At 55.1% G+C, this 22,297-nt stretch carries 17 protein-coding genes and 1 tRNA gene; 7 read left to right on the top strand and 11 right to left on the bottom strand.

Annotated elements, in window-relative coordinates:
* Positions 1 to 516: a phytanoyl-CoA dioxygenase family protein gene (locus JM93_RS08960; protein ID WP_145342438.1), complete on the bottom strand. Its 516-nt coding sequence runs from the start codon at positions 514 to 516 to the stop codon at positions 1 to 3.
* A gap of 161 nt (positions 517 to 677) precedes the next feature.
* Positions 678 to 2,975, bottom strand: coding sequence for an N-acetylneuraminate synthase family protein (locus tag JM93_RS08965; protein WP_145342440.1), 2,298 nt, complete (start codon positions 2,973 to 2,975; stop codon positions 678 to 680).
* A 722-nt stretch (positions 2,976 to 3,697) separates the two neighbouring features.
* On the opposite strand from JM93_RS08965, the gene JM93_RS08970 reads away from it, so the two are divergent.
* The 3 genes from JM93_RS08970 to JM93_RS08980 all read left to right on the top strand — a co-directional run bounded on the left by JM93_RS08970 (position 3,698) and on the right by JM93_RS08980 (position 7,533).
* Positions 3,698 to 5,449, top strand: coding sequence for a B12-binding domain-containing radical SAM protein (locus tag JM93_RS08970; RefSeq protein WP_145342442.1), 1,752 nt, complete (start codon positions 3,698 to 3,700; stop codon positions 5,447 to 5,449).
* Between the two features lie 572 nt (positions 5,450 to 6,021).
* Positions 6,022 to 6,549, top strand: coding sequence for a class I SAM-dependent methyltransferase (locus JM93_RS08975; RefSeq protein ID WP_170230598.1), 528 nt, complete (start codon positions 6,022 to 6,024; stop codon positions 6,547 to 6,549).
* Between the two features lie 279 nt (positions 6,550 to 6,828).
* Positions 6,829 to 7,533 carry an acylneuraminate cytidylyltransferase family protein gene (locus tag JM93_RS08980; protein WP_145342446.1) on the top strand — a complete coding sequence of 235 codons (705 nt, stop codon included), beginning with the start codon at positions 6,829 to 6,831 and terminating at the stop codon, positions 7,531 to 7,533.
* 133 nt (positions 7,534 to 7,666) lie between these two features.
* Here JM93_RS08980 and JM93_RS08985 read toward each other — a convergent pair whose 3' ends face one another.
* From JM93_RS08985 to JM93_RS09005, 5 genes are all read right to left on the bottom strand, one after another.
* Positions 7,667 to 9,532 carry a tetratricopeptide repeat protein gene (locus JM93_RS08985; RefSeq protein WP_145342448.1) on the bottom strand — a complete coding sequence of 622 codons (1,866 nt, stop codon included), beginning with the start codon at positions 9,530 to 9,532 and terminating at the stop codon, positions 7,667 to 7,669.
* A gap of 150 nt (positions 9,533 to 9,682) precedes the next feature.
* A tRNA-Val gene (locus JM93_RS08990) sits at positions 9,683 to 9,757 on the bottom strand.
* Between the two features lie 105 nt (positions 9,758 to 9,862).
* Positions 9,863 to 10,246: a VOC family protein gene (locus JM93_RS08995; RefSeq protein WP_145342450.1), complete on the bottom strand. Its 384-nt coding sequence runs from the start codon at positions 10,244 to 10,246 to the stop codon at positions 9,863 to 9,865.
* 215 nt (positions 10,247 to 10,461) lie between these two features.
* On the bottom strand, positions 10,462 to 11,151 hold the full coding sequence (locus JM93_RS09000; RefSeq protein WP_244300791.1) for an HAD-IA family hydrolase: 690 nt from the start codon (positions 11,149 to 11,151) through the stop codon (positions 10,462 to 10,464).
* Between the two features lie 91 nt (positions 11,152 to 11,242).
* Positions 11,243 to 12,997 (bottom strand): methyl-accepting chemotaxis protein, encoded by a 1,755-nt coding sequence (locus JM93_RS09005; RefSeq protein ID WP_170230600.1) that lies wholly within the window; start codon positions 12,995 to 12,997, stop codon positions 11,243 to 11,245.
* 208 nt (positions 12,998 to 13,205) lie between these two features.
* Here JM93_RS09005 and rpiA point away from each other — a divergent pair, with 208 nt between their 5' ends.
* The 3 genes from rpiA (at position 13,206) to gor (ending at position 16,058) form a co-directional block, all read left to right on the top strand.
* Positions 13,206 to 13,901, top strand: coding sequence for a ribose-5-phosphate isomerase RpiA (gene rpiA, locus JM93_RS09010; protein WP_145342456.1), 696 nt, complete (start codon positions 13,206 to 13,208; stop codon positions 13,899 to 13,901).
* 58 nt (positions 13,902 to 13,959) lie between these two features.
* Complete coding sequence (locus JM93_RS09015) at positions 13,960 to 14,487, top strand: DUF2059 domain-containing protein (protein ID WP_145342457.1); 528 nt, start codon at positions 13,960 to 13,962, stop codon at positions 14,485 to 14,487.
* Between the two features lie 194 nt (positions 14,488 to 14,681).
* On the top strand, positions 14,682 to 16,058 hold the full coding sequence (gene gor / locus JM93_RS09020; protein ID WP_145342459.1) for a glutathione-disulfide reductase: 1,377 nt from the start codon (positions 14,682 to 14,684) through the stop codon (positions 16,056 to 16,058).
* A gap of 55 nt (positions 16,059 to 16,113) precedes the next feature.
* On the opposite strand, the gene JM93_RS09025 is transcribed toward gor, so the two are convergent.
* The 3 genes from JM93_RS09025 to JM93_RS09035 all read right to left on the bottom strand — a co-directional run bounded on the left by JM93_RS09025 (position 16,114) and on the right by JM93_RS09035 (position 20,726).
* Positions 16,114 to 17,586, bottom strand: a complete 1,473-nt coding sequence (locus JM93_RS09025; RefSeq protein ID WP_208995054.1) for a sensor domain-containing diguanylate cyclase — start codon at positions 17,584 to 17,586, stop codon at positions 16,114 to 16,116.
* Between the two features lie 325 nt (positions 17,587 to 17,911).
* Positions 17,912 to 19,393 (bottom strand): diguanylate cyclase domain-containing protein, encoded by a 1,482-nt coding sequence (locus JM93_RS09030; protein WP_145342461.1) that lies wholly within the window; start codon positions 19,391 to 19,393, stop codon positions 17,912 to 17,914.
* A gap of 112 nt (positions 19,394 to 19,505) precedes the next feature.
* Positions 19,506 to 20,726 carry an aminotransferase class V-fold PLP-dependent enzyme gene (locus JM93_RS09035; protein WP_145342463.1) on the bottom strand — a complete coding sequence of 407 codons (1,221 nt, stop codon included), beginning with the start codon at positions 20,724 to 20,726 and terminating at the stop codon, positions 19,506 to 19,508.
* Positions 20,727 to 20,785: 59 nt separating this feature from the next.
* Here JM93_RS09035 and JM93_RS09040 point away from each other — a divergent pair, with 59 nt between their 5' ends.
* Complete coding sequence (locus JM93_RS09040; protein WP_145342465.1) at positions 20,786 to 21,394, top strand: gamma-glutamylcyclotransferase; 609 nt, start codon at positions 20,786 to 20,788, stop codon at positions 21,392 to 21,394.
* Here JM93_RS09040 and JM93_RS09045 read toward each other — a convergent pair.
* Positions 21,389 to 22,129, bottom strand: coding sequence for a VIT1/CCC1 transporter family protein (locus JM93_RS09045; RefSeq protein WP_145342467.1), 741 nt, complete (start codon positions 22,127 to 22,129; stop codon positions 21,389 to 21,391). The genes JM93_RS09040 and JM93_RS09045 overlap by 6 nt on opposite strands.
* Positions 22,130 to 22,297 lie beyond the last annotated feature (168 nt).

The following is a 22,297-nucleotide window of genomic DNA, read 5'->3' on the forward strand; positions in this document are numbered from 1 at the left end:
TTAACTCGCTGCTTTCCTGGCGTAGTCTTCAACATCCGTTTGGCGGCTCGCTCGCAGCAAAAATGTAATCCGGACCGTGTCCTTGCTGTTTACGCCGCTGCGATGCCGTCTCAGAAAATCAAAGATGACGGTTTCTCCAAAGCGGGTCTCAGCAAATCTAGTCGCTTCGGGAGCTCCAACTTCCACCCTCATGAAACGCTTGGAAACCGGATCCATGTAGCGCTGATCATGGTCTAGGACATCCGGCTCTGTTTCTGTAGCCACCTCAAGAGCCCCGCCGCTTTGGTCACAATCGTGAAGATAGGTCGACAAGACCACGCTTTGCGGGCAGCAATTTCCTTTCGGAAGGTAATACCCCGCTTCCTGATGCCAGGGCGCGAACACCGGGAAAGTATCGACCAACCGGTGCGGCAGCATACGGTTCGCATCCAGGTAGTCCTGGCGCCGTTGGTAACAATCCAGCTGCTTCTCTGTGTTCCGGTTCTTTTCAATATTCTTTAAAGTGGTCTCGTTCATCTCAAAAAAACCTCTCGTGCGTGTGCGGAATTGTGGTTAGTCGTTCGGCAAGACGGTCCAGGGGTGTGTGGACGGCCGCCCCGTCGTTACGAGAGGCCGTTGTTCAAGTCCGGGCATGTCATTGCTCGTGTTTGTGGCAATGACAGAGAGGCGGGGCTGTTTTATTCTCCCACCGCGGCGTAAATGGTGTCTGCGATGCGGTTTTGGGCCTGTTTGAAGTGCTTTTCGAGGCGTTGCAGCGCTTTGAGGGCTCCTTCACCGTCATTCTTGTGTCCTTGCCAGATTTCTGGAATGAACGAGGCTCCCGGCATTTGCTGGAGGACCTGCTGAGCCAAGGCTCTCCAATCAATATCCCCCTCTTCAATTTGAAGGCCTTCACCATCTACGCCTGCGGCATCGGCCAGGTGAAGATGTGCAGTGTATGGGGCGACCTGATTTACGAACTCTGAAAACGACCAGCCGTGATGCGCACAAGCGAGTTTTGAGTGAGAAACATCCAGGCAGATGCGGGTGCCATTGCGCCTGCAGAAGTCAGAAATCTCAACCGGGTCCACAAACAAATTATGGAATTGCTGACCGCCAAAGTGCCAGGGGAAGGGCGGCATGGTCTGCGGGATGATCTCAACACCCTCTGTGTCCAATTTAGAGAGGCTGTCCTCCAATATCTCGTAGAGGGCAGCGGTTCCGCCCGGGCCCAAATGACTGTCGTGACTGAAGCCACCGACATTGGTGACCAGACGAATAGGCGCCGAGGTTGTAAAGTGCCCCGATAGTTCGCGTGCAATATCGACCACCCTCTGCATCTCCGACAGGGAACGCTGACGGTAATCGTGATTGGTGGAACATAGGTCCAGAGTGTGATCACCTGCGAACAATTCCGGCGTATGGACCACAAGGTCTAAACCCAGGGGATTGCCAAAATAATCGGACAGGTCGACTTCCATATCCTTGTAGCTCAAGTGGATTTCGACCAGATCCATGTTGGTGAGTGAAACCATTTTGTGAAGGTCGTGATATCGGACCGGCATGCCCCAGGCGAGCGGAAACGAGAAGTCTTGGGGTTTGACCCGGCCGGATCCAAGATCCGACGGGAAAAAGAAATCACCGGCTTTTTTTTCGCTTTGGATCCGCCGGCCGATCAACTCACCTTTCCGGTTGGGTTGCAGGCCCTGGCCGGGGCATTTGACTTCGATCATGTCGGCCGTGATTTCGGTGCCGGGCGGGATGTCTACTGCGGCGATCAGGCTTTTTGCCAGGTTTTCCCGGTTCATCATTTCGCCTTGGGAAACACTGCGTTCCTCGACATTGCCAAGGGCCGCTTCGGTTTCCCGTATGCCTGCCATCATTTGTGCGAATTCGTCCGGGAGCAGGCTAACCCTGTGGTCGTTGCCTTCCATCGTCCGGTCCAGGGTGAAGTGCTTTTCAATGACCTTTGCGCCGAGCGCGACAGCGCTGATGGCAATATTGATACCACGCTCATGGCCCGAGTAGCCGACAAGGCATTCTCCCTCCCGCTGAAGGTGGAGCATGTATTTGATGTTGATGTCTTTGAACGGAGCCGGGTAGGTTGAATTGCAGTGCAGAAGGACAAAGGGAGCCGCAAGATTACGTAAATGGGCAATGCCCTGCTTAATCTCTGCTTCGGTTGTCATTCCGGTCGAGCACAGCATCGGCTTGCGCGTTTTTGCGATTGCGGAAATAAGGTCGTAATTGGTGAAATCCGCCGATGCGACCTTGAAGGCTTCAAGCCCGTACCTGTCCAGCTTTTCGAGCGATTCCTCGTCCCATGGAGTGCAGAGCGGGATGATGCCTTGAGTGTGGCAATAGTCGAATGCCGCAAAGAGCTCTTCGTCCTTCAATTGGAAGCGCGACAGAAGATCAAGTGTATATTGTGTCCCAAGGTCTGCCGTGTCATCGACGGTATCCTGCGGATTTTTGTACAGTTTCGACAAGGAGCGCATTTGAAATTTCGCGCAATCCGCACCAGCCCGGACAGCTTCGTCTATCAGCTGCTTTGCAAGATCCAAAGACCCGTTATGATTGTTGCCGATCTCCGCGATGACGAATGCCGGATCTTCTTCACTGATAACGCGCCCGCCGATCTCGATCGCCTTGTGATGCCCGAAGGCAATGGCGATAATCCGATGCTGGCCGTCGACTAAGGGGACGGCCTTGCACCGGTTGTCTAGAAGGCGTGCGATTGATTGGGGCTGACTGTCAAAGCGTGCGTGAATGATGTTTTTGTTGATGATGCTGCTGACAGACTGGTTGATGTCGATCTGATCGGTGCCGATCAGCCAGCGTCTGAGATCGCCGTCGGTCAGGGCTCCTTCAAGTATCCCGCCTTCGGAAACCGTAAAAATTACTCCTTCCTTGTTCGCACTGATCTTGTTGAGCGCGTTTAGGATTGAGTCTTCGGAAAATACGACAAATCGCGATACGTTCCGGTCAATAATCATGGGATGTTTCCTGCTCAGCCAGCGGTACAGCAATGCCGCGGCGATTCCGGGTGCTTTTGCGGCTTCCTTTTGACTGGCCGCGATTTTGGTCGTGCAGACCTTTGGTTTGCAACGGTGCAGCGCAGTGTATGCGTCACCGGCACCGGATGGTTCCTTGCAACTTGATCGTCGGGCTCACCAAAACTCGTCAAACTTATTCTCACTGGTGCTTTGCGGCATGCACAAGCTCATTATTGAAGCTCACCATGCCCGCAACAGTATTTGTATCTCATTTTCATACTATGCAGCCAAACTGTTAAGGAGTTTACGCCCACAGATTTGTATGATCTGCCAGAAGATTGCCGGTTTGCCTTGCGCGGGGGTTGCGCGAATTTTACTAAGCGAAAAATATTACCATCAACAATAATAGCGATTATCAAATCCGGCTTCGCAAGCTTCAAGCAAGTCCAGCCCTGTTTGATGAGGCCAAGACATCTTTCGAACATTTGATGTCCCCCCGGTGTCACGAGGCCGCTGTTAATAAGCGGAAAAGTAGGATCTTGAGAGTTCAAAGCAAATATACGTTAAGGGATAACATCTAGTATACTTGGAGTCGTTTATCGGCGTGAGCGAACCGTATTCAATGGTCATGCTCGAAGACGGCAGACTGGAAACTCCCTTTTGACCGCGTTTTGTTTGGTGTTGGAATTGGACCGCAAGAAGACGAGGAATAGGCCTGTACCATGAACGTTTTCGTTCCTTCGACATATTCAGCAGACTTTCCGGCCACCCTCGATCGGAATGCGCTCAAGGGCGTAAAGGTAACCTTTATCAACATGCCTATTCGCGAGCAGGCGCGGCCGAACAACCCGCCGCTCGGCCCGGCGCTGCTTGCAGCACGACTGAGGGAATACGGCGCAGAGCCCTCCATCATCGACCTGAACATTTATCGGGTCCAAGATGAGAGTGCGGCAGCGCGTGGTCTGGAATTCGGCCGAACACTGAGTTTTTCTGAAGCGCGCGGACTGATAGAGCGGACGTTGGCGAAAACCGGCAGCCAGCATGTGATTGGTTTTTCCGGCCTCATAACAACACTGTCTTGGCAAATTGAAGTTGCTAAAATGGTTCGTGAGTTAGATCCCGACGCCATGCTTCTCAGCGGTGGCGGTCTTGCGACCCAATTCCGCAAGGATCTATTTGACTGGATCCCCGAACTGGATGCGATCGCACACAGTGAGGGTGACGATGTCATTCTCAAAATCGGGCATGACGCGAAGGTGTTGCGCGAATTTGGGTTCCCCCGCGCCTACACAAGCGGGCGTTTGGCGCCGTTTTTCCACGAAGAGCGTGATGGTCGTCCCCGCTTTTTCTACCATGGTGGCCGGTCTCCCGACCTGGATGCCTTGCCATATCCGGCCTACGATCTTCTAGAGGAAGATGTCGATGGCTTCCGCGTCCTGGATAGTTATTTGTCTGTTCCTGTGTGGGGAGGTTCTGCCAAGAACTCTTCTGCGACCGGCTTTGAGATGAAGCGGTCCATTTCGACAGTCTCCAGCCGCGGATGCCCTTTCGCGTGCAAGTTCTGCTTTCGAGGGGCACAGGGCGAGCGAAATTACGGCGTCCGGAGTGCTCACGACCTTGCCAGAGAGTTCATGGACTACAAGAGCCGCTATCAAGTCGATTTCATTGGCTTGATGGACGACAATTTCATGGTGTCGCCAAAACGGATCAGTGAGTTGGCAGATATCCTCGAACCTTTGGCGAAAGCTGGTGAGATCCGTTGGGGGGCTCATGGCCGGCTGGACGAAGCAGCCGATCTGCGGCCTGACCGGTCGACCGGCGGTTATCGCCAAGTTACCCCCCGCCGTGTCGATGACATGGCCCGCGCGGGCTGCGTTTACATCGGATTTGGTGCGGAGAGTGCCTCACCCAAAGTTCTCGATGACATGGGCAAGGGCGGTTTCATGCTGTCTTGCGGCACGGAAACCATACAAGGCTACGAGTTTCCCCGCGCCATGACGCAGGGCATGCGCAATACCCTAAATGCGGGCATCCATGGCAATTGCACATGGATCATGGGGTATCCTGACGAACGGCTTCAGGACCTTCAGACGAGTCTCGCATTTATCAAGTGGCAACAGGAACTTGCAACCGAAGGACTGATGCCGGGTACGCCGGAATATGATGTTGCCTTCGCGTCGATCAACACGTCGGTGTTCACAGCTACCGCATATCCGGGCACGGAAATGTTCCAGCACCAGAAAGTAAGGCACATCCTTTCTGAAGTATTTGATCTGAAGTTTGATCCCAATACGCATCAGCCGGTCATGGATGATAATTTCAAAAATTATGTCCTTGAATTGAACGACGCGACAAAGATGATCACCAACAAATCCGGCAGGCCGTTGAACTTCAGCGCCATGCCTGACGATCAGTTTGTGGAAGTAAGAGAGAAACTGGATGCGCGGAATTTCGATGCTGTCCTTGGATTTTAACGCAGAATCACGATGACCAGGAACACTGTCGCGGTTTCCTCTTGGTGTTTTGTGCAAGCAACTACCGTTTCTTCAGTGGGGAGGCCTAGTCTGGGCAGTGTGGAACCGGCTGAGGACATCCCGGGAGCTGAAGACACAATCCCCGCTCTTGGCGGCGTTCCGTGGCCGCAGGCGGTGGTCGCTTACCAAATACGAACCGCAGGTCTCTGCGGCATTGGACAACGAACGTGCAGCCACGAGCTCAATCCACCGACCTCTTTGTCAGACAATGCCGTTTTCTTCGAAGCTTGCTGAGCCGAAGACAGGTCGCATTCGGGCCAGTTGGACCTGACCGAGCGAAGAGTGGGGCTATCTTGGTGTGATCTGCCTCGCCCTGTCCTCAGATACGAAGTGCCGAAAGGTTGTTTTTGATGAATGCAAACATACTCAAGCGTGGTGGTGGAGACATCGAGCGTCTTTTCCTCAAGGACAAGACCTTTCGGTCCCAAACCGGGCAGGTTGTGGAGGTGAAGGCCACCGATATCCCCGGCATCGACATGCAAGACACAATCGCCCGTCACAAGGCGCGGTATATGCAAGTGGGTCTGTTTTGCAGACCGGGATTGAAAGTTTTGGATTTTCCCTGCGGAAGCGGCTACGGATCTGAGGTTTTGTGCGCCCTCGGCGTCACTTATCGTGGAATGGATATTGACGCCCTTTCAGTCGAATACGCACAAAAGGTCTATGGAACGGATCAAAAAACCTTTTTAAACGGAGATCTCAAACAGCCAAATCTGCAAAACGAAACATATGATGTTATCGGGTGCATAGAGGGTCTTGAGCATATTGAGCTTGAATTTCAAAATGCATTGATTGCTTCTTTTCGGGATGCGCTGAGGTCTGGCGGCGTCCTGGTTGTCAGCAGTCCGGTTGCGCAGACTGGGGTTTCAGGGCCCAATCCAGATAATCCCCATCATTTGGGAGAGCTTACCAAGCCAGATTTTATCGCTCTTTTGCATCGCCATTTCAAACCGGAGAGTGTTGAAGTCGTCACCCATAGAGCGCGGCTGACAATCGGTGTTGAAACAGAATGCCTGTATGGGATTTGTCACAACACCTGAGCGGTTTGATGCGTTTTAAATGCATTGCGCATTTTTGAGGTTTGCCGGTCGCTGATCAATGATCGGAAATCGGGCCGTAAAGATCATCTCATCAGGCATGCGAAACCTCCCGGACTTTGGAATCATTGTTGACAGTATATGCACTAAAGGCATGCAGTACTTTTTTAACAACAACGACTATTCAGATGCCGACCATGTTCGGAACCGCCATGAGTCAGCTTCCGGGAAGTATAAAATAGTATTCGGTTGTATGTGTTATGCCGAATTGTCGGAGTTAAAATGAAGAACATTGTTGCGATGATTCCTGCCCGTGCAGGCAGTGAGGGTTTGCGAAACAAGAACATCAAACCGCTAAACGGACTACCACTCCTCGTACACAGCCTAAAACCTGCACTGGCGTGCAGCCGCATCTCGGCTGTCTATGTCAATAGCGATAACGACGAATATCTCGATATTGGCACGCAATACGGCGCCATTTCATACAAGCGCCCTGAAAGCCTCGGGCAATCTGACACCACGATGAAAGCTGTGGTGCAGGATTTCGTTCGGGGTCTGCGCGACGGTGGGGAGGACATCGATGCTGTCATAGTTTTGTATCCGACCTATCCATTCCGCTCGCCCGAGATGCTGGATGATATGATCCGTTTTTTCTGCGAGAATGCAGGGGGGCATAGTCTGATCGGTTTGAAACAGCCCGATACCCACCCCTATCATTGTGTTGAAAAAACGCAGGAAGGCGGCGTGAAGTCCGCCATCCAATATGATGCGGACAAGTATTATCGACGCCAGGACTATCCCGAGTACTATCAAATGACTGCGCTTGCCATGGTCATTGGTGCAGACCACGTGGATGAGCTGAACGCAATGATGTTTTGTGACAAGACAGTCGGTTATGTTCTGCCTCATACGGTACGAACGGTCGACATCGACACAATTACCGAATTCCACTACGCCGAATTTTTGATCGAAAAAGGATACGTGTAGAAAAGGCGACGGCGGCGCCCTAACGTCAGAACCAGCCAGTTGGCTTTGAATTTACGCTTGGGTCGCGCTTGCGAAACTCTAGGTGAGTTCTTCTTCTGACTGGTTGCGTTAGGCCGTCGGCGCCCAGAGCGTTTTAGTCGGCGAAGCCCAGCCGCCGCATCCGCCGTTCGATCGAGGTGGTTTCCAATTCCCGCAACAGTTCTTGCCTCAGGCGGGGTGTCAGTGCCGAGGACGGTTTGTCCTCCTCAACGATCATGTAGCTCATCGAAGGATACCAAGGCGGACTTGGTTGGCCGCACAGAAGAGGCGCCTCGTGCCCACCAAATCTAATCGTGGGAACATCCAGACCACCGGAGATTTCTGCAGCGCTGGTGTTTGCGGACAAGACAATATCACAGATTGCGGTCACATTCGCTGCGCCCAGAATGTCGTCGAACAAATCGACCTCGTCTCCAAAGTCAAAGAACGCGCCCGGCAGTTTGTGTTTGAAGAAGTCGATTTCCTTTTGGACGGCAAGATATTGCAGGTTTACGAAAACAGCATCATCAATGCCTTCAATTACCCGGCAGATTTCGGGCGCTGACATGTAGTACCGGGCGCGATTGACACTCAGGTTTTTGGACCGCCAAGAGATGCCGACTATTTTTCGGTCTCCTATATCTCCAATCTTGCCGAGCAGTTGGCGAGCCTTCTCCTGGACGAAGCGATAGACCGGGTGAGGGGTGTCAGAGAAGTCTTTCAGGCTTCGGCGGAAAAAGCGCGCAAGATCAGTGATGTTTGCGTGAACTTCAAAATCGCTTCGGAGGGCTTTTTTGTTTTTGTCGAATTCCGCTGGCCTTACGAGCACATTCGGAAAGCTGTGTTGAAAGTACGCTTCGGACTTCTTTGAGACTTCGAATATTACCTTTTTTGCTCGGGCTTCCAGTTCAGGGATCATGGCGCCAGCCTTAAGGGCATCGCCCAGGCCTTGGTCTGTCCAAACAAGCACCGTTTTGTCCGAAATGTCCTCACCCTCCCACGCCGGGACGTCAAAGTAGCGGTGGTTGACCCCGGACTTTGGATCGTCGAAACGCTCGGGATGCAGGTCCCAGCCGTTTTCGAGATCACCAAGGGAAAGATAAGCCAGAGACATATTCCACTCGATGCCCTTGGCATCCGGCGGTGCAACGCGTTTGGCGTTCAAAAAGCTATCAAGTGCGCCCTGGGCATCGCCAAGCATAAGTTTGGTTACGCCGAGGGTGACGTGGCGGTGATAGTCTTTCGGATTTTCTTGAACTGCCCGTTCCGCGTACGGCAGTCCCGTATGGGACTTGGACTCGCTGAACATGAGCCGTGCGACTTCGTGCAATACATCGCCGTGGTCAGGAAAGCGCCGAAGGGCTTCGCTCAGTTCGTATTCGCTTTCTTCATACTCTTTCAATTCCAAGCGGCACCGTGCCCGTTGAACATACGCATTGGCATTGTTCGGGTTTAACAAAATGCACTTGGAAAAGAAGACGAACGCTTTTTTGTTGTCTTTTTTCTGCCGCATCAAATGGCCGTAGTTTTCGTAGGCCTCGGCGAAATCCGGATCCTCGACAATGAGCGATTGAAAGATCTCTTCTGCTTCGTCTTGCCGGTCGAGATTGCTGTAACACACGCCAAGCAGACTGCGGGCTTGTTTGTGTTTCGGATCGAGTGACAAAGCCTTTTGAGTCACAGCAAGGATGCTGTCTGGGGCCGTATCTGGCATATCAACCATTGTTCTGGCCAGATTTGCGTAAAAAGTGGCTTGGTTCGGACTGATTTTGATCGCTTTCAAGATCGTGTCGAAAGCGCGCCGTGCATCGCCGTTTTGGCGGTAGGTGACGCCAAGCAAATGGAGGGCATCGGCATTGTTCGGAGTTTTCTTGAGAACCGACTTGTAGAGCCGCTGGGCCTTTTCGATTTCACCAGTTTGGTGAAGCTGGAGTGCCTCTTGCATCTTCTGCCGAAGCCCATCGGTTTGCTTGGTTGCCATGCATGCCTCTCGTCCTGACCCACGCCCCGCCAATCCGGTTTTGGCGGCACGGAAGAATCAAATACAGGATAACAGGCCCAAGACGGGAATGTCAGTTGCGCGCAAGTGTTCCCAAGCTTTTCGGGGGTGTCCGTGACCGCTTTGAGGAAATGGTGGGCGATACTGGGATTGAACCAGTGACCCCTGCCGTGTGAAGGCAGTGCTCTCCCGCTGAGCTAATCGCCCGTGTGAATGCTGATGTACGGTGTGCAGGTCTGCCCGGCAAGGCTCTGCAGGCAACAGTTCACAGCCCATCCAGCGGTGTGACACTCAGGGTGTTCCGCCGTCGCGCTAGGCTGCAAGCTTAATTACGCCAATGTCGCCACGATGTGGATCCTCGATCCAGGCAATCCGGCCGATGGAAGGGACATCAAAAGGTTCTTTCAAGACCCGTCCACCAGAAGCCACGGCGTTGCTCACGCAACTGTCGACATCATCAACACTTACATATCCAATCCAGCGGGGAAACGTGTCGAGCTTGGGCCAGTCGAGCATGGTCTCCACACCCGTGACCCCTGCGACCGGAACACCATTCTTGGTGAACAGGCAATAAGGGCTGTGGCCGCTGTCTGCCTTTTCAGACTGCCAACCAAGAACCGACTGGTAAAATGATTTCGCCGCATCCACATCGTGCGTGACCAATTCAAACCAATGAAATGTTCCCGACGGTGTCATGACGTCCTCAAAAGCTGTTCGGCGGTTTCCGCGCGCGAGGGCAGGGCTCAATCACCGCAACAGTATAATTGATATTGTCAATAATTCGTGTACCCGGCCAACTTTGCGTTGTTGCGGTCTTGGTCCGGGTCTGACGCCCCTATGGTGACCTGCCATGTGCGCATTGCGCCCAATATCTTGCAGATCTGCGGCTGTGGAGGAACGCGGGAGCGTTGCTAGGAAACTGGTGCGACCGGTGCCCGAAGCCCCAAGCTTTCCAAAGCGCCTGCAAGCTCGTCAAAATGAGAAATTATGCGGTCCGGACCAAGCTCTGAAACCGGCACCGGTGTGTATCCGAAGTCGACCGCAATGACCGGAATGCCTGCGGCTTTCGCGCCATTGATGTCCGCAATCGAGTCACCGATCATGACGGAGCCGTCCTGCACCGCGCCCGCCATAGCGATTGCTCCCAGGATCGGCTCGGCCTCCGGCTTTTTGGTGTCGAACGTATCGCCGCCGACCACACTGTGAAAATGGTGGTGCATTTTCAGTTCTTCCAGCAAGCGGATAGCAAGGCGTTCCGTCTTGTTGGTGCAAACGGCCAACCGCCACCCGTCAGCCGCAAAGCGCTCCAGCGCGGCAATGACGCCTGGAAATGGCCGTGTGTGATCGGCAATATGAGCCGCGTAGGAGCTTAAAAATTCAGCATAGAGCGGAGCCAACATATTTTCGGTCCAGGCGACCCCGTTTGCTTCCAGACCGCGTTGCAGCAGCACCTTTGCGCCCTGGCCGACCATGGAGCGCATGTCCTCAACTGGAACCATGCCGTAGCCGGCGCGATCAAGGACAACATTCAAAGTGCGTGTCAGGTCTTCCATGGAAGAGACCAGCGTTCCGTCGAGATCGAATACGAGAGCAGGGGCCAAGGCAAATCGTCCAGTTTTTAGATGAAGTTGGCTTTGCGTAGCTGCTTCGCACGACACAAACAAGACAGTTCTCAGCCTTCCGGCCTGCCGATTAGCGCTGCTTGTAGGCTGTCCTGAATCCGCCCCAATGCCGCCCGCCGACCAGGATGGGCGCATCCACCTCTGTCATCCAGATGATGTTGCCATTGCCCATGTCGCGCGGATAGGTCTGAACCAGGAATGGCCTCGTGTTGCGCCCTGCGCTCAAACCGGCGCGATCGTCAAAGATGCGCTTGTTCCGGCAATTGGCCATATTCCACGCGGGATCGTCGGGACGCTGCGGTTTTGAGTAGATCGTGTTGTGAACCGGCAGGTAACCGCTCCGGTCGACGGCTGCGCAAAAAGCCATGTCGTTGTCCTGGTTTAGAAGCGCCTCTTGAATTGCGGGAAAAACCGCTTCGACCTGCTTCAGATAAAGTGTTTCAACCTGCTGCGGGTTCGTGCCGGGGATCTTGCGGTATTGGGTGTCAAACAGCACCTCGCTGCTGAGGCGCCGCTCGCTCACAAGCTTCTCTAGCGCATTGCTTATCTGCTGGGCGCCGGTCTGTGCACGGTTGATATAGGTTGCGAACCTTGCGGAAATCTCCGACAGCTTGCCGTTCAGCGCGGTCCTAAATTCGTCTGACATGTCCTCAAAAGCGCAGTGTAAGCCGTGCTCTGAAACGCCCCGGATGCCCACGTCTGTCGTTCCAAGGCCGGGTAGGCTGAGAGTGCCATGGCCTCCGGGTTGGCCGGTGAGCTTCTTGTCTGAAGTCACCAGCACACCGCCTTCGGACAAATCCCGTGTTTCTATGCTTTCGCGCTTGCCGCCAAGGGTCAGTTCACCCTTGATTTTAACCGGCAAACGGTCCGAGCAGCGCCGGTCTCCGATAGAGCTTTGACGCAGCATCATGGTGAACTTGCCACCAAGCTGGCCCGCATTTCCGGCCATGGCAACGCCGGCCGCGCGTGCAGCGGCGCCAGCTTCCTTGGCTTGTGCCGTTGACTGTTCAATTGCTGCAACCCGGCCGGAAACTTCCTGCACGAAGTCTGCCGTCTCCCGCGCTTGGTTGCTCAGCTGCGTGGTGGTCTCGACTTGATGGTCCACCGCGCCTTCCACGGCTGCGAAACTGGGACGGATGCGGCCGATGACGTCAATGATCTGGTTGATCGAGCCAATGCTTGTTTCGGCGGAGCCTTGCAGCCGGTGGATGTTTGAAATGATCTCGTCCGTGGCATTCTGGGTTTCAACCGACAGCGACTTCACCTCATTGGCGACGACGGCAAACCCTTTTCCTGCCTCGCCGGCCCGGGCCGCCTCAATGGTTGCGTTCAGGGCAAGCAGGTTGGTCTGTTTCGCGACATCTGAAATCAGCTGTACGACCTGCGTAATCGAGTCGATTGCGTCCCGAAGCTCCTGGACCCCTGCGTTGGCCTCATCTGCAATGTTTCGGGCTTCTTCTGCAAGGTCGTTGGATTCGCCGACTTGTCTGCCGATTTCCTGGCTAGATCCGGCCAGGTCGTCGATTGAGCCTGCCAGCTCTTGAAGCGTCTGGTCCGCATGCCCGGTCTGTGAGGCGAGGGCGGCGCCGTCGTCGTGGATTTTTTCCAACAGATCGAGCTGTTCTTGCATGCGCTGCTCGACATCCTCGGCGAGGCCTGAGATCGCATTGGCAGACACCTGTAAGTCGTCTTCCATGGCATCCAATGCGAAGGCAAGCGTGTCCGCTCCACTGGCATCAGGGCGGTCGTCCGTTGTTTCTCTCGTAATTTCAGATATTTGGTCTGTGGCTTCGACCGTTGAACGAGTGCGCCTGAAAAGGCCCATGTGTGATTTCCTCCCAGTGCAAGCGCTGCACATCCCCAAGTATGACTTAGCAAGTTAAAAACATGGTTAACTCTACGGGATGCATTGTTAGTTTCATCAGGAGCCGTGTGCGGCTGGCCAGGTCTGGACCAATGCCAGGCTTTAGTGCTAAGGACCGCGGGCAAACAAGGGCAGCGTACCCGGTTTGCTTCTAGCGGGATAAGAACGAATGAATGATGCGCTGAAACGCGCGGCGGCCGAAAAGGCTCTGGACGATGTCAAACCAGGCATGAAGCTTGGGATCGGTACCGGGTCGACGGCTGATCTTTTTACAAAGGCACTTGGAGCGAAGGTTCGCGGCGGGCTGGACATTATCGGGGTGCCGACGTCCGAGCGCACGCGCGCCCTGGCAGAAAAAGAGGGTATCCGGCTGTCGACGCTCGATGAGCTTGGTGAGCTTGATCTGACCATCGACGGCGCAGACGAGATTGGACCGGGGCTTGATCTGATCAAAGGCGGTGGCGGCGCGCTTTTGCGGGAGAAAATCGTTGCGTCTGCTTCCAGACGTATGATCGTGATTGCGGACGGAACCAAGGTTGTTCCGACACTCGGTGCGTTTCCCCTACCGATAGAGGTGGTCGCTTTCGGTCTGGCTGCGACCCGCGCGGCCATCAATACAGTCCTGCGCGCTTGCGGTCTCGATGGAGCCTTGGAGTTGCGCGGGGATGCTGACCATCCTTTTGTCACAGATGGCGGACATTACATCCTTGATGCCCATCTGGCGAAAATCCCGGAACCTGCACAGTTGGCACCGATGCTGGTCGGCATCCCGGGGGTCGTCGACCATGGTCTGTTTATTAATCTTGCGGAGAAAGCCTACGTTGCCGGTCAGGACGGTGTAGAGACCTTGACCGCTCGGGCTTGATGCGCTTTTCCTCAAGCCTTGCCATTTGCGCGAGGCAAGAGTGTCACGGAGTTCAATGATGAAACTTACAGGAATGATCTCGAAGGGTGCTGTTCTCGGCGCCGTCTTGGCTGGCGCGAGCTTTTCCGCCTTGTCCGTACAGGCTCAAGAATTTTCCGACGAGCATATGGCAGCCGCCCGCGAGGTGGTTCAGGCAACCAACGGTCTGAAAACCTTCGACGACATCCTGCCGTTGCTGGCCGAACAGACGCGCACTTTGTTCATCCAGTCCGATCCGTCGCGCACTCAGGAAGTTGTTGAGGTGACGACCGAGGTCGCACTTAGCCTCGCACCACGCCGGGCGGAACTCAACAAAACCGTTTATGAAGTGTGGGCACGCCGGTTTACCCAGGAAGAACTTGAACAGCTGGCCGAGTTCTACCAATCGCCGCTCGGAACGAAACTGGCAGAAAACGGCCCGACTCTCACCGCCTTGGCAATTGGCGCAGCCCGTCAGTGGCAAGATACCATCTCGACGGAAATGGTCAGCCTCGTTCGCGAAGAGTTGGACAAGCGGGCCCAGGAAAGCGCACCTGCGCCAGAATAAGAAAAAGCGTATTCCCTAGCGCCTCGGCGCTGATGCGCAGGGGCTACGTCACGTCCCCGTGATAAGGATTGAAACCGGGCCGCGCGAGCGGCCTTGTTTTTTTGTGCGGTGCTTGCGATATGCCGGGCCGGTATAGACAGTTGAGAGCCCGTCCGGACGAGCGGGACCTAATGATATTCCAGAAAGAGGCGACCATGGCCGAATATGATTATGATCTGTTTGTCATCGGGGGCGGATCAGGGGGCGTGCGCGCCGCCCGTATTGCAGCAACCCATGGTGCCAGAGTCGGCATTGCCGAAGAGTACCGCTATGGTGGCACCTGTGTAATCCGCGGCTGTGTTCCGAAAAAGCTGTTCGTTTATGCGTCGAAATTTTCGGAAGAGTTCGAAGATGCAGAAGGCTTCGGCTGGACTGTTGGCGAACGCACTTTTTCCTGGGAAAAGCTCATTACTGCCAAGGATCAGGAAATTGCGCGGCTTGAGGGCGTCTACCGGCGAAATCTCGACAGAACTGGCGTGGAAATGCATGACACGCGTGCGGTTGTTGTCGATGCCCACACCGTCCGTTTGTTGTCGACGGGGCAAACAGTCAGCGCAAAATATATCCTGATTGCTGTCGGGGCCTCGCCGAATGTCGATACAAGCCTGCCCGGCGTCGAACACGTGATCACGTCGAATGAGGCGTTTCACCTGGCCGATTTGCCGGAAAAAATCATCGTGGCCGGCGGCGGCTACATTGCCGTCGAATTTGCTGGCATCTTCAACGGATTGGGCGTTGAGACCACGCTTATTTACCGCGGTGAGGAAATCTTGCGCGGGTTCGATATGGATTTGCGCAAGGCCGTTCATGAAGAGATGGTCAAGAAGGGTATCAATATCATCACCGGTGATACCTTTTCCTCGATTGATAAGCGCCCGGACGGCAGCCTTGTTGGCCATACGAAGGGCGGCAAAGCGCTTGAGGCGGGCCAGATCATGTTCGCCATCGGCCGGAATCCACACACCACGGATCTGGGGCTTGAGGCGGCAGGTGTAGAACTCGACCATATTGGTGCGATCAAGGTCAACGGGCAATCGCAGTCCAGTGTGGACTCAATCTATGCCGTCGGCGACGTCACCAACCGGGCAAATCTGACCCCGGTCGCTATCCGTGAGGGGCATGCGTTCGCCGACACGGTCTTCGGAAACAAGCCCTGGGAAGTGGATCACAGTTTGATCGCGACGGCGGTTTTCTCTCAGCCGGAACTGGGTACGGTTGGCCTCACGCAGGAAGAAGCCCTGTCCAAGACCAAAAACCTCGACATTTACAAGTCCAGCTTCCGGCCGATGAAGCACACCCTGTCGGGCCGCGACGAGAAAATGCTGATGAAGCTCCTAGTCGATGCGGACACGGACAAGGTTCTGGGTGTGCATGTCCTCGGACCGGACGCAGGCGAGTTGGCGCAGGTACTTGGTATTACCCTTCAGATGGGCGCAACAAAGGCCGATTTCGACCGGACGGTCGCCGTGCATCCAACGGCAGCAGAAGAGTTGGTAACCATGCGTGAGCCGACTGCAAAGATCCGGCCATAGCATTTCGCGCCCCTGAGATGGGCTGGCGGGCTTTCGGGCCCGATGACCGGCCGCGTCAAGCAGCCTGTTCTTTTGGACGCGGCTTTTCTTCCATGAGTTCCGGTCCGTCAGCCCCATAAAAGGCGGCGCGGCCGCGGCCGTTCTCTTTGACCAGGTAAAGGGCGGCGTCGGACGCTGCCATCAACGCTTCCGGGTCGGTGCCGGCTTCGGGCGCGATCGCAATCCCGATACTCAACCCGATATCGGCGTGAACCCCATCGCCAACGTCGATGGGCATTTGTGCCAGCTCGATGAGGCGTGTGGCCAGGATCTCCAGGCGTCTGCGGTCTGCAAACGCCTTTAGGATTATGACAAACTCGTCGCCGCCAACACGGGCGACAAGACCGTTCTCGGCAATCGCCTTGGACAGCCGGTCTGCCATGGCTTTGATCACTGCGTCTCCAGCCGCGTGGCCATGTGTGTCATTGACCTGCTTGAACTTGTCGAGGTCGCAGTGCAGCACGGCAAATGGATTGGCCGGCAGATCATCGACTGCCCGTCCCAGCACGCGGTTGAATTGCAGACGGTTGGCGAGACCCGACAGGGTGTCGTGCAGAGCCAGATAGCGGTTTTGCCGCTCGCTGGCATGCAATGAACTGGTCAGCTTGCCAATGCGCCAGGCGATGAAGAACGCTAACAGGGCGAGGGTCATGCTGAGAACAAACACCACCGGGACAACCGTGGGCCAGATTGATGTGACCTGTGTCGTGCTTTGCCAGTGAAAGTGCCCAAGCGGCAGGCCGGAGAAATTCGTGACGGTGTGTTGGGGCTTGGCTTCTTCAGTCGATGCCGGCTCGGACGAAAACGACAAGTTCGTAAAGGACAGCTGAGAATTCAGGTCCTCCATCATCGGCCCTTCAATGTATTTCGCTGAAATAAGGATCGCGGGCGGGCCGTCCGGAAGCGTGACCGTATCCAGATGCGGCATGATTGGCATGGCACCAACCATCGCCGGCTTGCCATCGATCATCGCATAACCGAGCGCAGCATAGTATTGCGGAGGCAATCCTTGAAGCGATTGATGGCTGAAACCGCCCGGGACGCGCACCCGGTTCTGGAAATACAGTTTGCGGACCTGTTCGACGATTGGCACCAGGGCCGGGGTCTCGGACAAGGGGCGGTCGGTGATGTGCATGTATTCACGAAATGATTCGGCCTTGATGCGGTTGGCGCCAGCGACAATCATCACCTTGCTGTGGTGGTAGTTTGTCCAAAGGTCGCCGAGCTTGTCGCGGACGAAATCGACATCAAAATCACGAACGATGTTTTCGACCGCCAGGTCCCAGCGCGCGGTGGTTGTTTGTTCCCGTATGATCAGCCGCAGCCTGTCATGAAGAGCATTTGCAAACAGGGCTCTTTCGTTCTCGATCGCCTGCCGGTTTGAAGCTTCCGAGGCGACATAACCAACAAAAACCAGAGAAGCGGATGTAACTGCAATCAGCAGCCCGGCGAGCAAAAAGGCAAGCCGGGATATATCCTGGCGCGACATGCCGCTATGCTGGTCCGAATACCGCCTTTGGAGCTCAGCCAAATTCCCTACCGCCTGTAACCTGCCCAACGGCTTGTGCGAAGGTTGCCCGCAATACCGTTTTTATGGGCGGCAGATTACGTCAGGTGAGTTTAAATATTGGTTTGTATTTGTAATTAATGTTTGGAAAATGACGTTGAATAAAGTTGGTAAGTAATTGTCATTGTAAACAATGCGGCTACACGCCTAAGTAAATAAAGGCTCTCTTTGGCGCAAATTTCAATTTTAAGCTGTAGAAAAACATTTCCGGTTGTCTGTTCAAAAGCAGCACGCCGCGCAAAAAGAGTTAAGTCGCTGTGCGTTTCGCCCGGTCATTTTTCGGAAGCTGTTCGGCAAAAACAAACGTGTCGCGTCCGCTGGATTTGGCGGCATAAAGGGCCGCGTCAGCAGCTTTCATGAGCGAGGTCTCGGTATGCCCGCTGGCTGGTGCCCGCGCGATCCCGAGGCTCATCCCGACATCGACATGTTGTCCGCCTGCAATCTGGATCGGACCATGAATGCTCGCCAGGATTTGGCGGCACAGCGTCGATAGTCCGTCTGTTCCAAGGTCGGAGTTGATCAGAATGACGAATTCATCGCCTCCGATGCGTCCAACAAGGCCATGGCTCCCGACCACGGCTTTCAGACGGTCCGCAGTGGCACAAATCACAACATCTCCTGCGGCATGGCCATGGGTGTCGTTGATGGCTTTGAAGCGGTCGAGATCGCCAGCAATCAGGGTGACCGGCTGTTCCTGCAGGTTTTCGAGGCCAAAGTTCAGCCTGTCCGTGAATTGAACACGATTGGCGAGCCCGGTGAGCGCATCATGCAGGGCGGAGTGGCGGTTTCTCTTCTCGCTCTCCTCAAGGGATCGCGTCAGCCCGCCGATTTTTCGCGCGGTGAAAAAGGCCGCACCGGCCAGCAACACCCCGAACACACCAGCCATAGGCAGCAGCATGTGCCAGATCACGGCTCCGGGCTTGTCAACGTCCCAGGCAAACAGGCCCACAAAGTCACCCGATACATTGGACAGCTGATAGTCTGTGACCCGGATCCGGCGGGGTTCATCGGCCAAAAACCGGAAGTCCCGCAGGCTGAGCGTGCTGTTCAGCTCTTCGGCAAACTCCGGATCCAGATGGCGAAGGGCAATCAGCACATGAGGCACCTTTGAGGGCAGCAGCATTCCACCTTCATGTGGCGCAATCGGCATGGCGGCAAACAGCGCCGGCCGTTCATTTAACAAATCGAAGGCGAAGACCGCGTCCAGTTCGGCGCTGTTCCGGTCGCTTGGGACACGCGAAAAGCCGCCGTCATGCTCAAAAACGTCCGAGGCAAATCGGCTTTGCGCCGTATCTGCCAAGTCGAAGAGGCGTGTTCCGGCGTCAAGGTCATAGGGAATGAAACGTGTTGAGCCGTCCGAGGCATCGGCAACCACTTGGCCACTGGCATTGATCAGGAAAATCCGGTCGGCGCGTCCACCTGCCAGCAGCGGCTGCATGATTTGATCCCGGATGTAGGCCTTGTCAAAAGCGCGGCTGATCTTTTCGACCGAACGATCGTTGATGGAGAGCGGGTGCATCTGCACGGCAAGCAGAGTTTGCTGATCTGCCAGGGCGCGCGACAGAAGGTGTTTGTCGCTGACCAGGGCCAGCCGGTCTGCTTCTCGCGAGGCTGTCAGGCCGATGAAAACAAACGCTGCCAACGCAACGACAATCAGCAGACCTGCAAACAGGTAGATCTGGATTTCAAGCCGAAGCCCTTTGGCAGAAGGTGATGTCGGATCGGTCACGTCGTTGGCAGTCCCGGCAGTTTTTCTGGGTCGGGGGCGGGTCGGTAAGCTCCACAGACACAGAACGCTAGGTCAAATAGGTTAAGGGCCGATGGCGTTGGCAGGGATCATTTTAGAGTTCCTTCAGTGCCTGTTTTACTGCTCGATCCGCCGTCAGCGCGCGCAAGACAGTCTCGATTTCCTGCTCCGTGTTGAACGCGTGCACAGATGCGCGCACCAAAGCGGGCAGCCCGCGTAAAGGCATGTCGATGCGGGCAGATGCCGCTTTTGAAACAGACACATTGATCCCGTAGGCAGACAGCTGGGCCTTTGTTGCCTCCGGATCCTGACCGTCCACGAGGAAGGTCACAATACCGCCTTTCCGGGCCCCTTTGTCATGAACGGAGATGCCGGGACGGGCCGCCAATTCGGTTCGCAGTATGGAGCCAAGCTCAAGGATCCTGCTTGAAAGGCTTTCCATGCCATATCCTATGGCGTAACTGGCGGCGATCCCAAGCCCGATCTGACCGGCGACATACCGCTCCCAATTTTCGAACCGGCGCGCTCCTTCTTGAAGAACATAGGTGTTGGCATCGATCCAGCGCGTCGACTCCAGATCGACAAATGGTGGCTCGATCTGATCCAGCACCTCGTTGCTGACATACAAAAATCCGGTGCCACGGGGTCCGCGCAAGTACTTCCGGCCGGTTCCGGACAGGATATGACAGCCTATGGTCCGGACGTCGACCGGCACCTGACCCACTGACTGGCATGCGTCCAGAAGATAAAGCAGATTGTGTTTCTTCGCGATCTGACCGATTTCCTCGACCGGGTTGATCAAACCGCCAAATGTCGGAACATGCGTGACTGCAATCAGCCGCGTTCGCGGTCCGATGGCCTGTTCCAGGCTGGCCAGGTCGATTTGGCCATCATCATCATCGCCGATGATGTCGATTTCGGTGCCATATTGCTTCTTGACTTGCAGCATCGCAACGAAGTTGGACACATATTCCGAGCGTCCGGTAATGACCCGGTCACCCGCCTTGAACGGGATGCCGTAAAAGGCCATGTCCCAGGCGCGGGTCGCATTCTCAACGTAGGCAATTTCTTCTGGATGTGCGCCGATCAGTGCTGCTATGTTCGGGTAGAACGACTGGACCCCGGTTTTTGCGTCTTCGGCTGCCTCGTAGCCGCCGATTTTTGCCTCAAGATCAAGATGAGCTTTTACCCCGTCTAACACCGGGGCGAGCGCGAGGCCTGTACCCGCATTGTTAAAGTGGATCCTGTCGTTGACACCGGGGGTGTCGGAACGCAGGGCGCTGATGTCCTGTTGTGTCAGGCGGGGAGTGTGCATCGAAGGTCCATATTTAAGGGAGTTTGGGCGCAGACTACGGCGCTTCGGAAATTCAAAAAATGACGCATATCACATATTTTGGTTATGGCTCTCTCGTCAATGTTGATACGTTGGCTAAAAATGCAACCCATATACCAGGACGGTTGCAGGGCTGGGTTCGTGAATGGAAAATCAGCGGCCTTGCAGCAAACGGACAGGGCACATGCAGTCTCACCGTACGGCCTAAACAATGCGCTGAAATTCGCGGCTTGCTGATTAAGGAGCCGAAAGATGGCCTGGCAGCGCTGAACAGGCGTGAAGCGCGCTATGAGCCGCATCACCTAGAGGCAGAGTCATTTCTTGCAGATGTGCCGCATAGCCACCCGGGAAGCGGTCTGTTCGTTTACAAGGCGCTGCCTGAGCACAACACATGGGGAAACGAGCAAAGCCCGATCCTTCAGAGTTACCTGGACTGCGTTCTGCAGGGTTTTTACAGGCAATGGGGTGAACAGGGCGTTGTCGATTTTTTCGAGACAACAGACGGATGGCATGTGCCTGTGCTCGCAGACCGTGCCAGACCGCGGTATCCCCGGGCTATCAAGGCGGAACCTGCGCTTTTGGAGCTGGTCGACGAGATGATGCGTGCCCGGAACGTCGCGGTTATACTGGATCGTAGCCTCGCGTCATGACAGGAAGAGTCCCGCCAGGAGATGGCCCACGGCATATGCGATGCCGGCAGCGGTCATGCCGATGGCACAGGTTTCCAGCCCAGACAGGTACCAGCTTTGTGTTGACCAGCGGGATTTGGCCGAACCGATGGCAAAAAACGTCACCGCGGCCGCGCTCGTGGCGATCAACGGAGACGCACCCCAGCCTGCAGCATAAGGCACGATGGGCACGCTGCCGCACACAACAAAGGCGGCGAATGTCACCGTTCCCGCCTTTAAGGGCGAGCGCGGGACGGATGACAGCCCGTACTCTTCCTGCATCATTGTGTCGACCCAAGCGCTCCGTCGTGAGGTGATCAAAAGCACGATTTGTTCCAAATCCGTCCCTTCAAATCCCTTGGCTTTGAAGATCTGCCTGATTTCCTCGCGCTCGCCATCCGGTGCCAGGTTGATGTGCTTGTGCTCGATATCGAGCAGCCGATTGTAGTCCTCGACTTCCGACTTCGTGCCTGCGTAATTGGCAGCCGCCATCGAAAAGCCGTCTGCAAGCAGGTTCGCAAGGCCGAGAATAAGGATGATCGTCACAGACAGGTCTGCCCCGACAGCTCCGGCCACAATCGCAAAAGTCGTAACCACTCCGTCAATGCCGCCATAGACCCAGTCTCGTAGGTAGCTCAGTTTCGGTCCCCGGGCCAACCGGCCCGCTATGGCTTCCGGTTCATGGCTATGTTCAAGGGAAGGTTGTTGATTTTGCATTAGAAATCTTCGCGTGTCTTCGATCGGTTTCGCTCAAGACTAGCGTGTTTCCTTCAAGTTTTCAGCTATCCGAAGCTTCCGGGGTAAATGGTTAAAAAAATTCCCTTTACGTAAGCGTTAGAAATAAAATACCCTCTAAGCGTGCATTTATATTTCATGCACTTTGGG

It is taken from the genome of Roseibium hamelinense (genome assembly GCF_007830545.1).
Taxonomy (GTDB): domain Bacteria; phylum Pseudomonadota; class Alphaproteobacteria; order Rhizobiales; family Stappiaceae; genus Roseibium; species Roseibium hamelinense.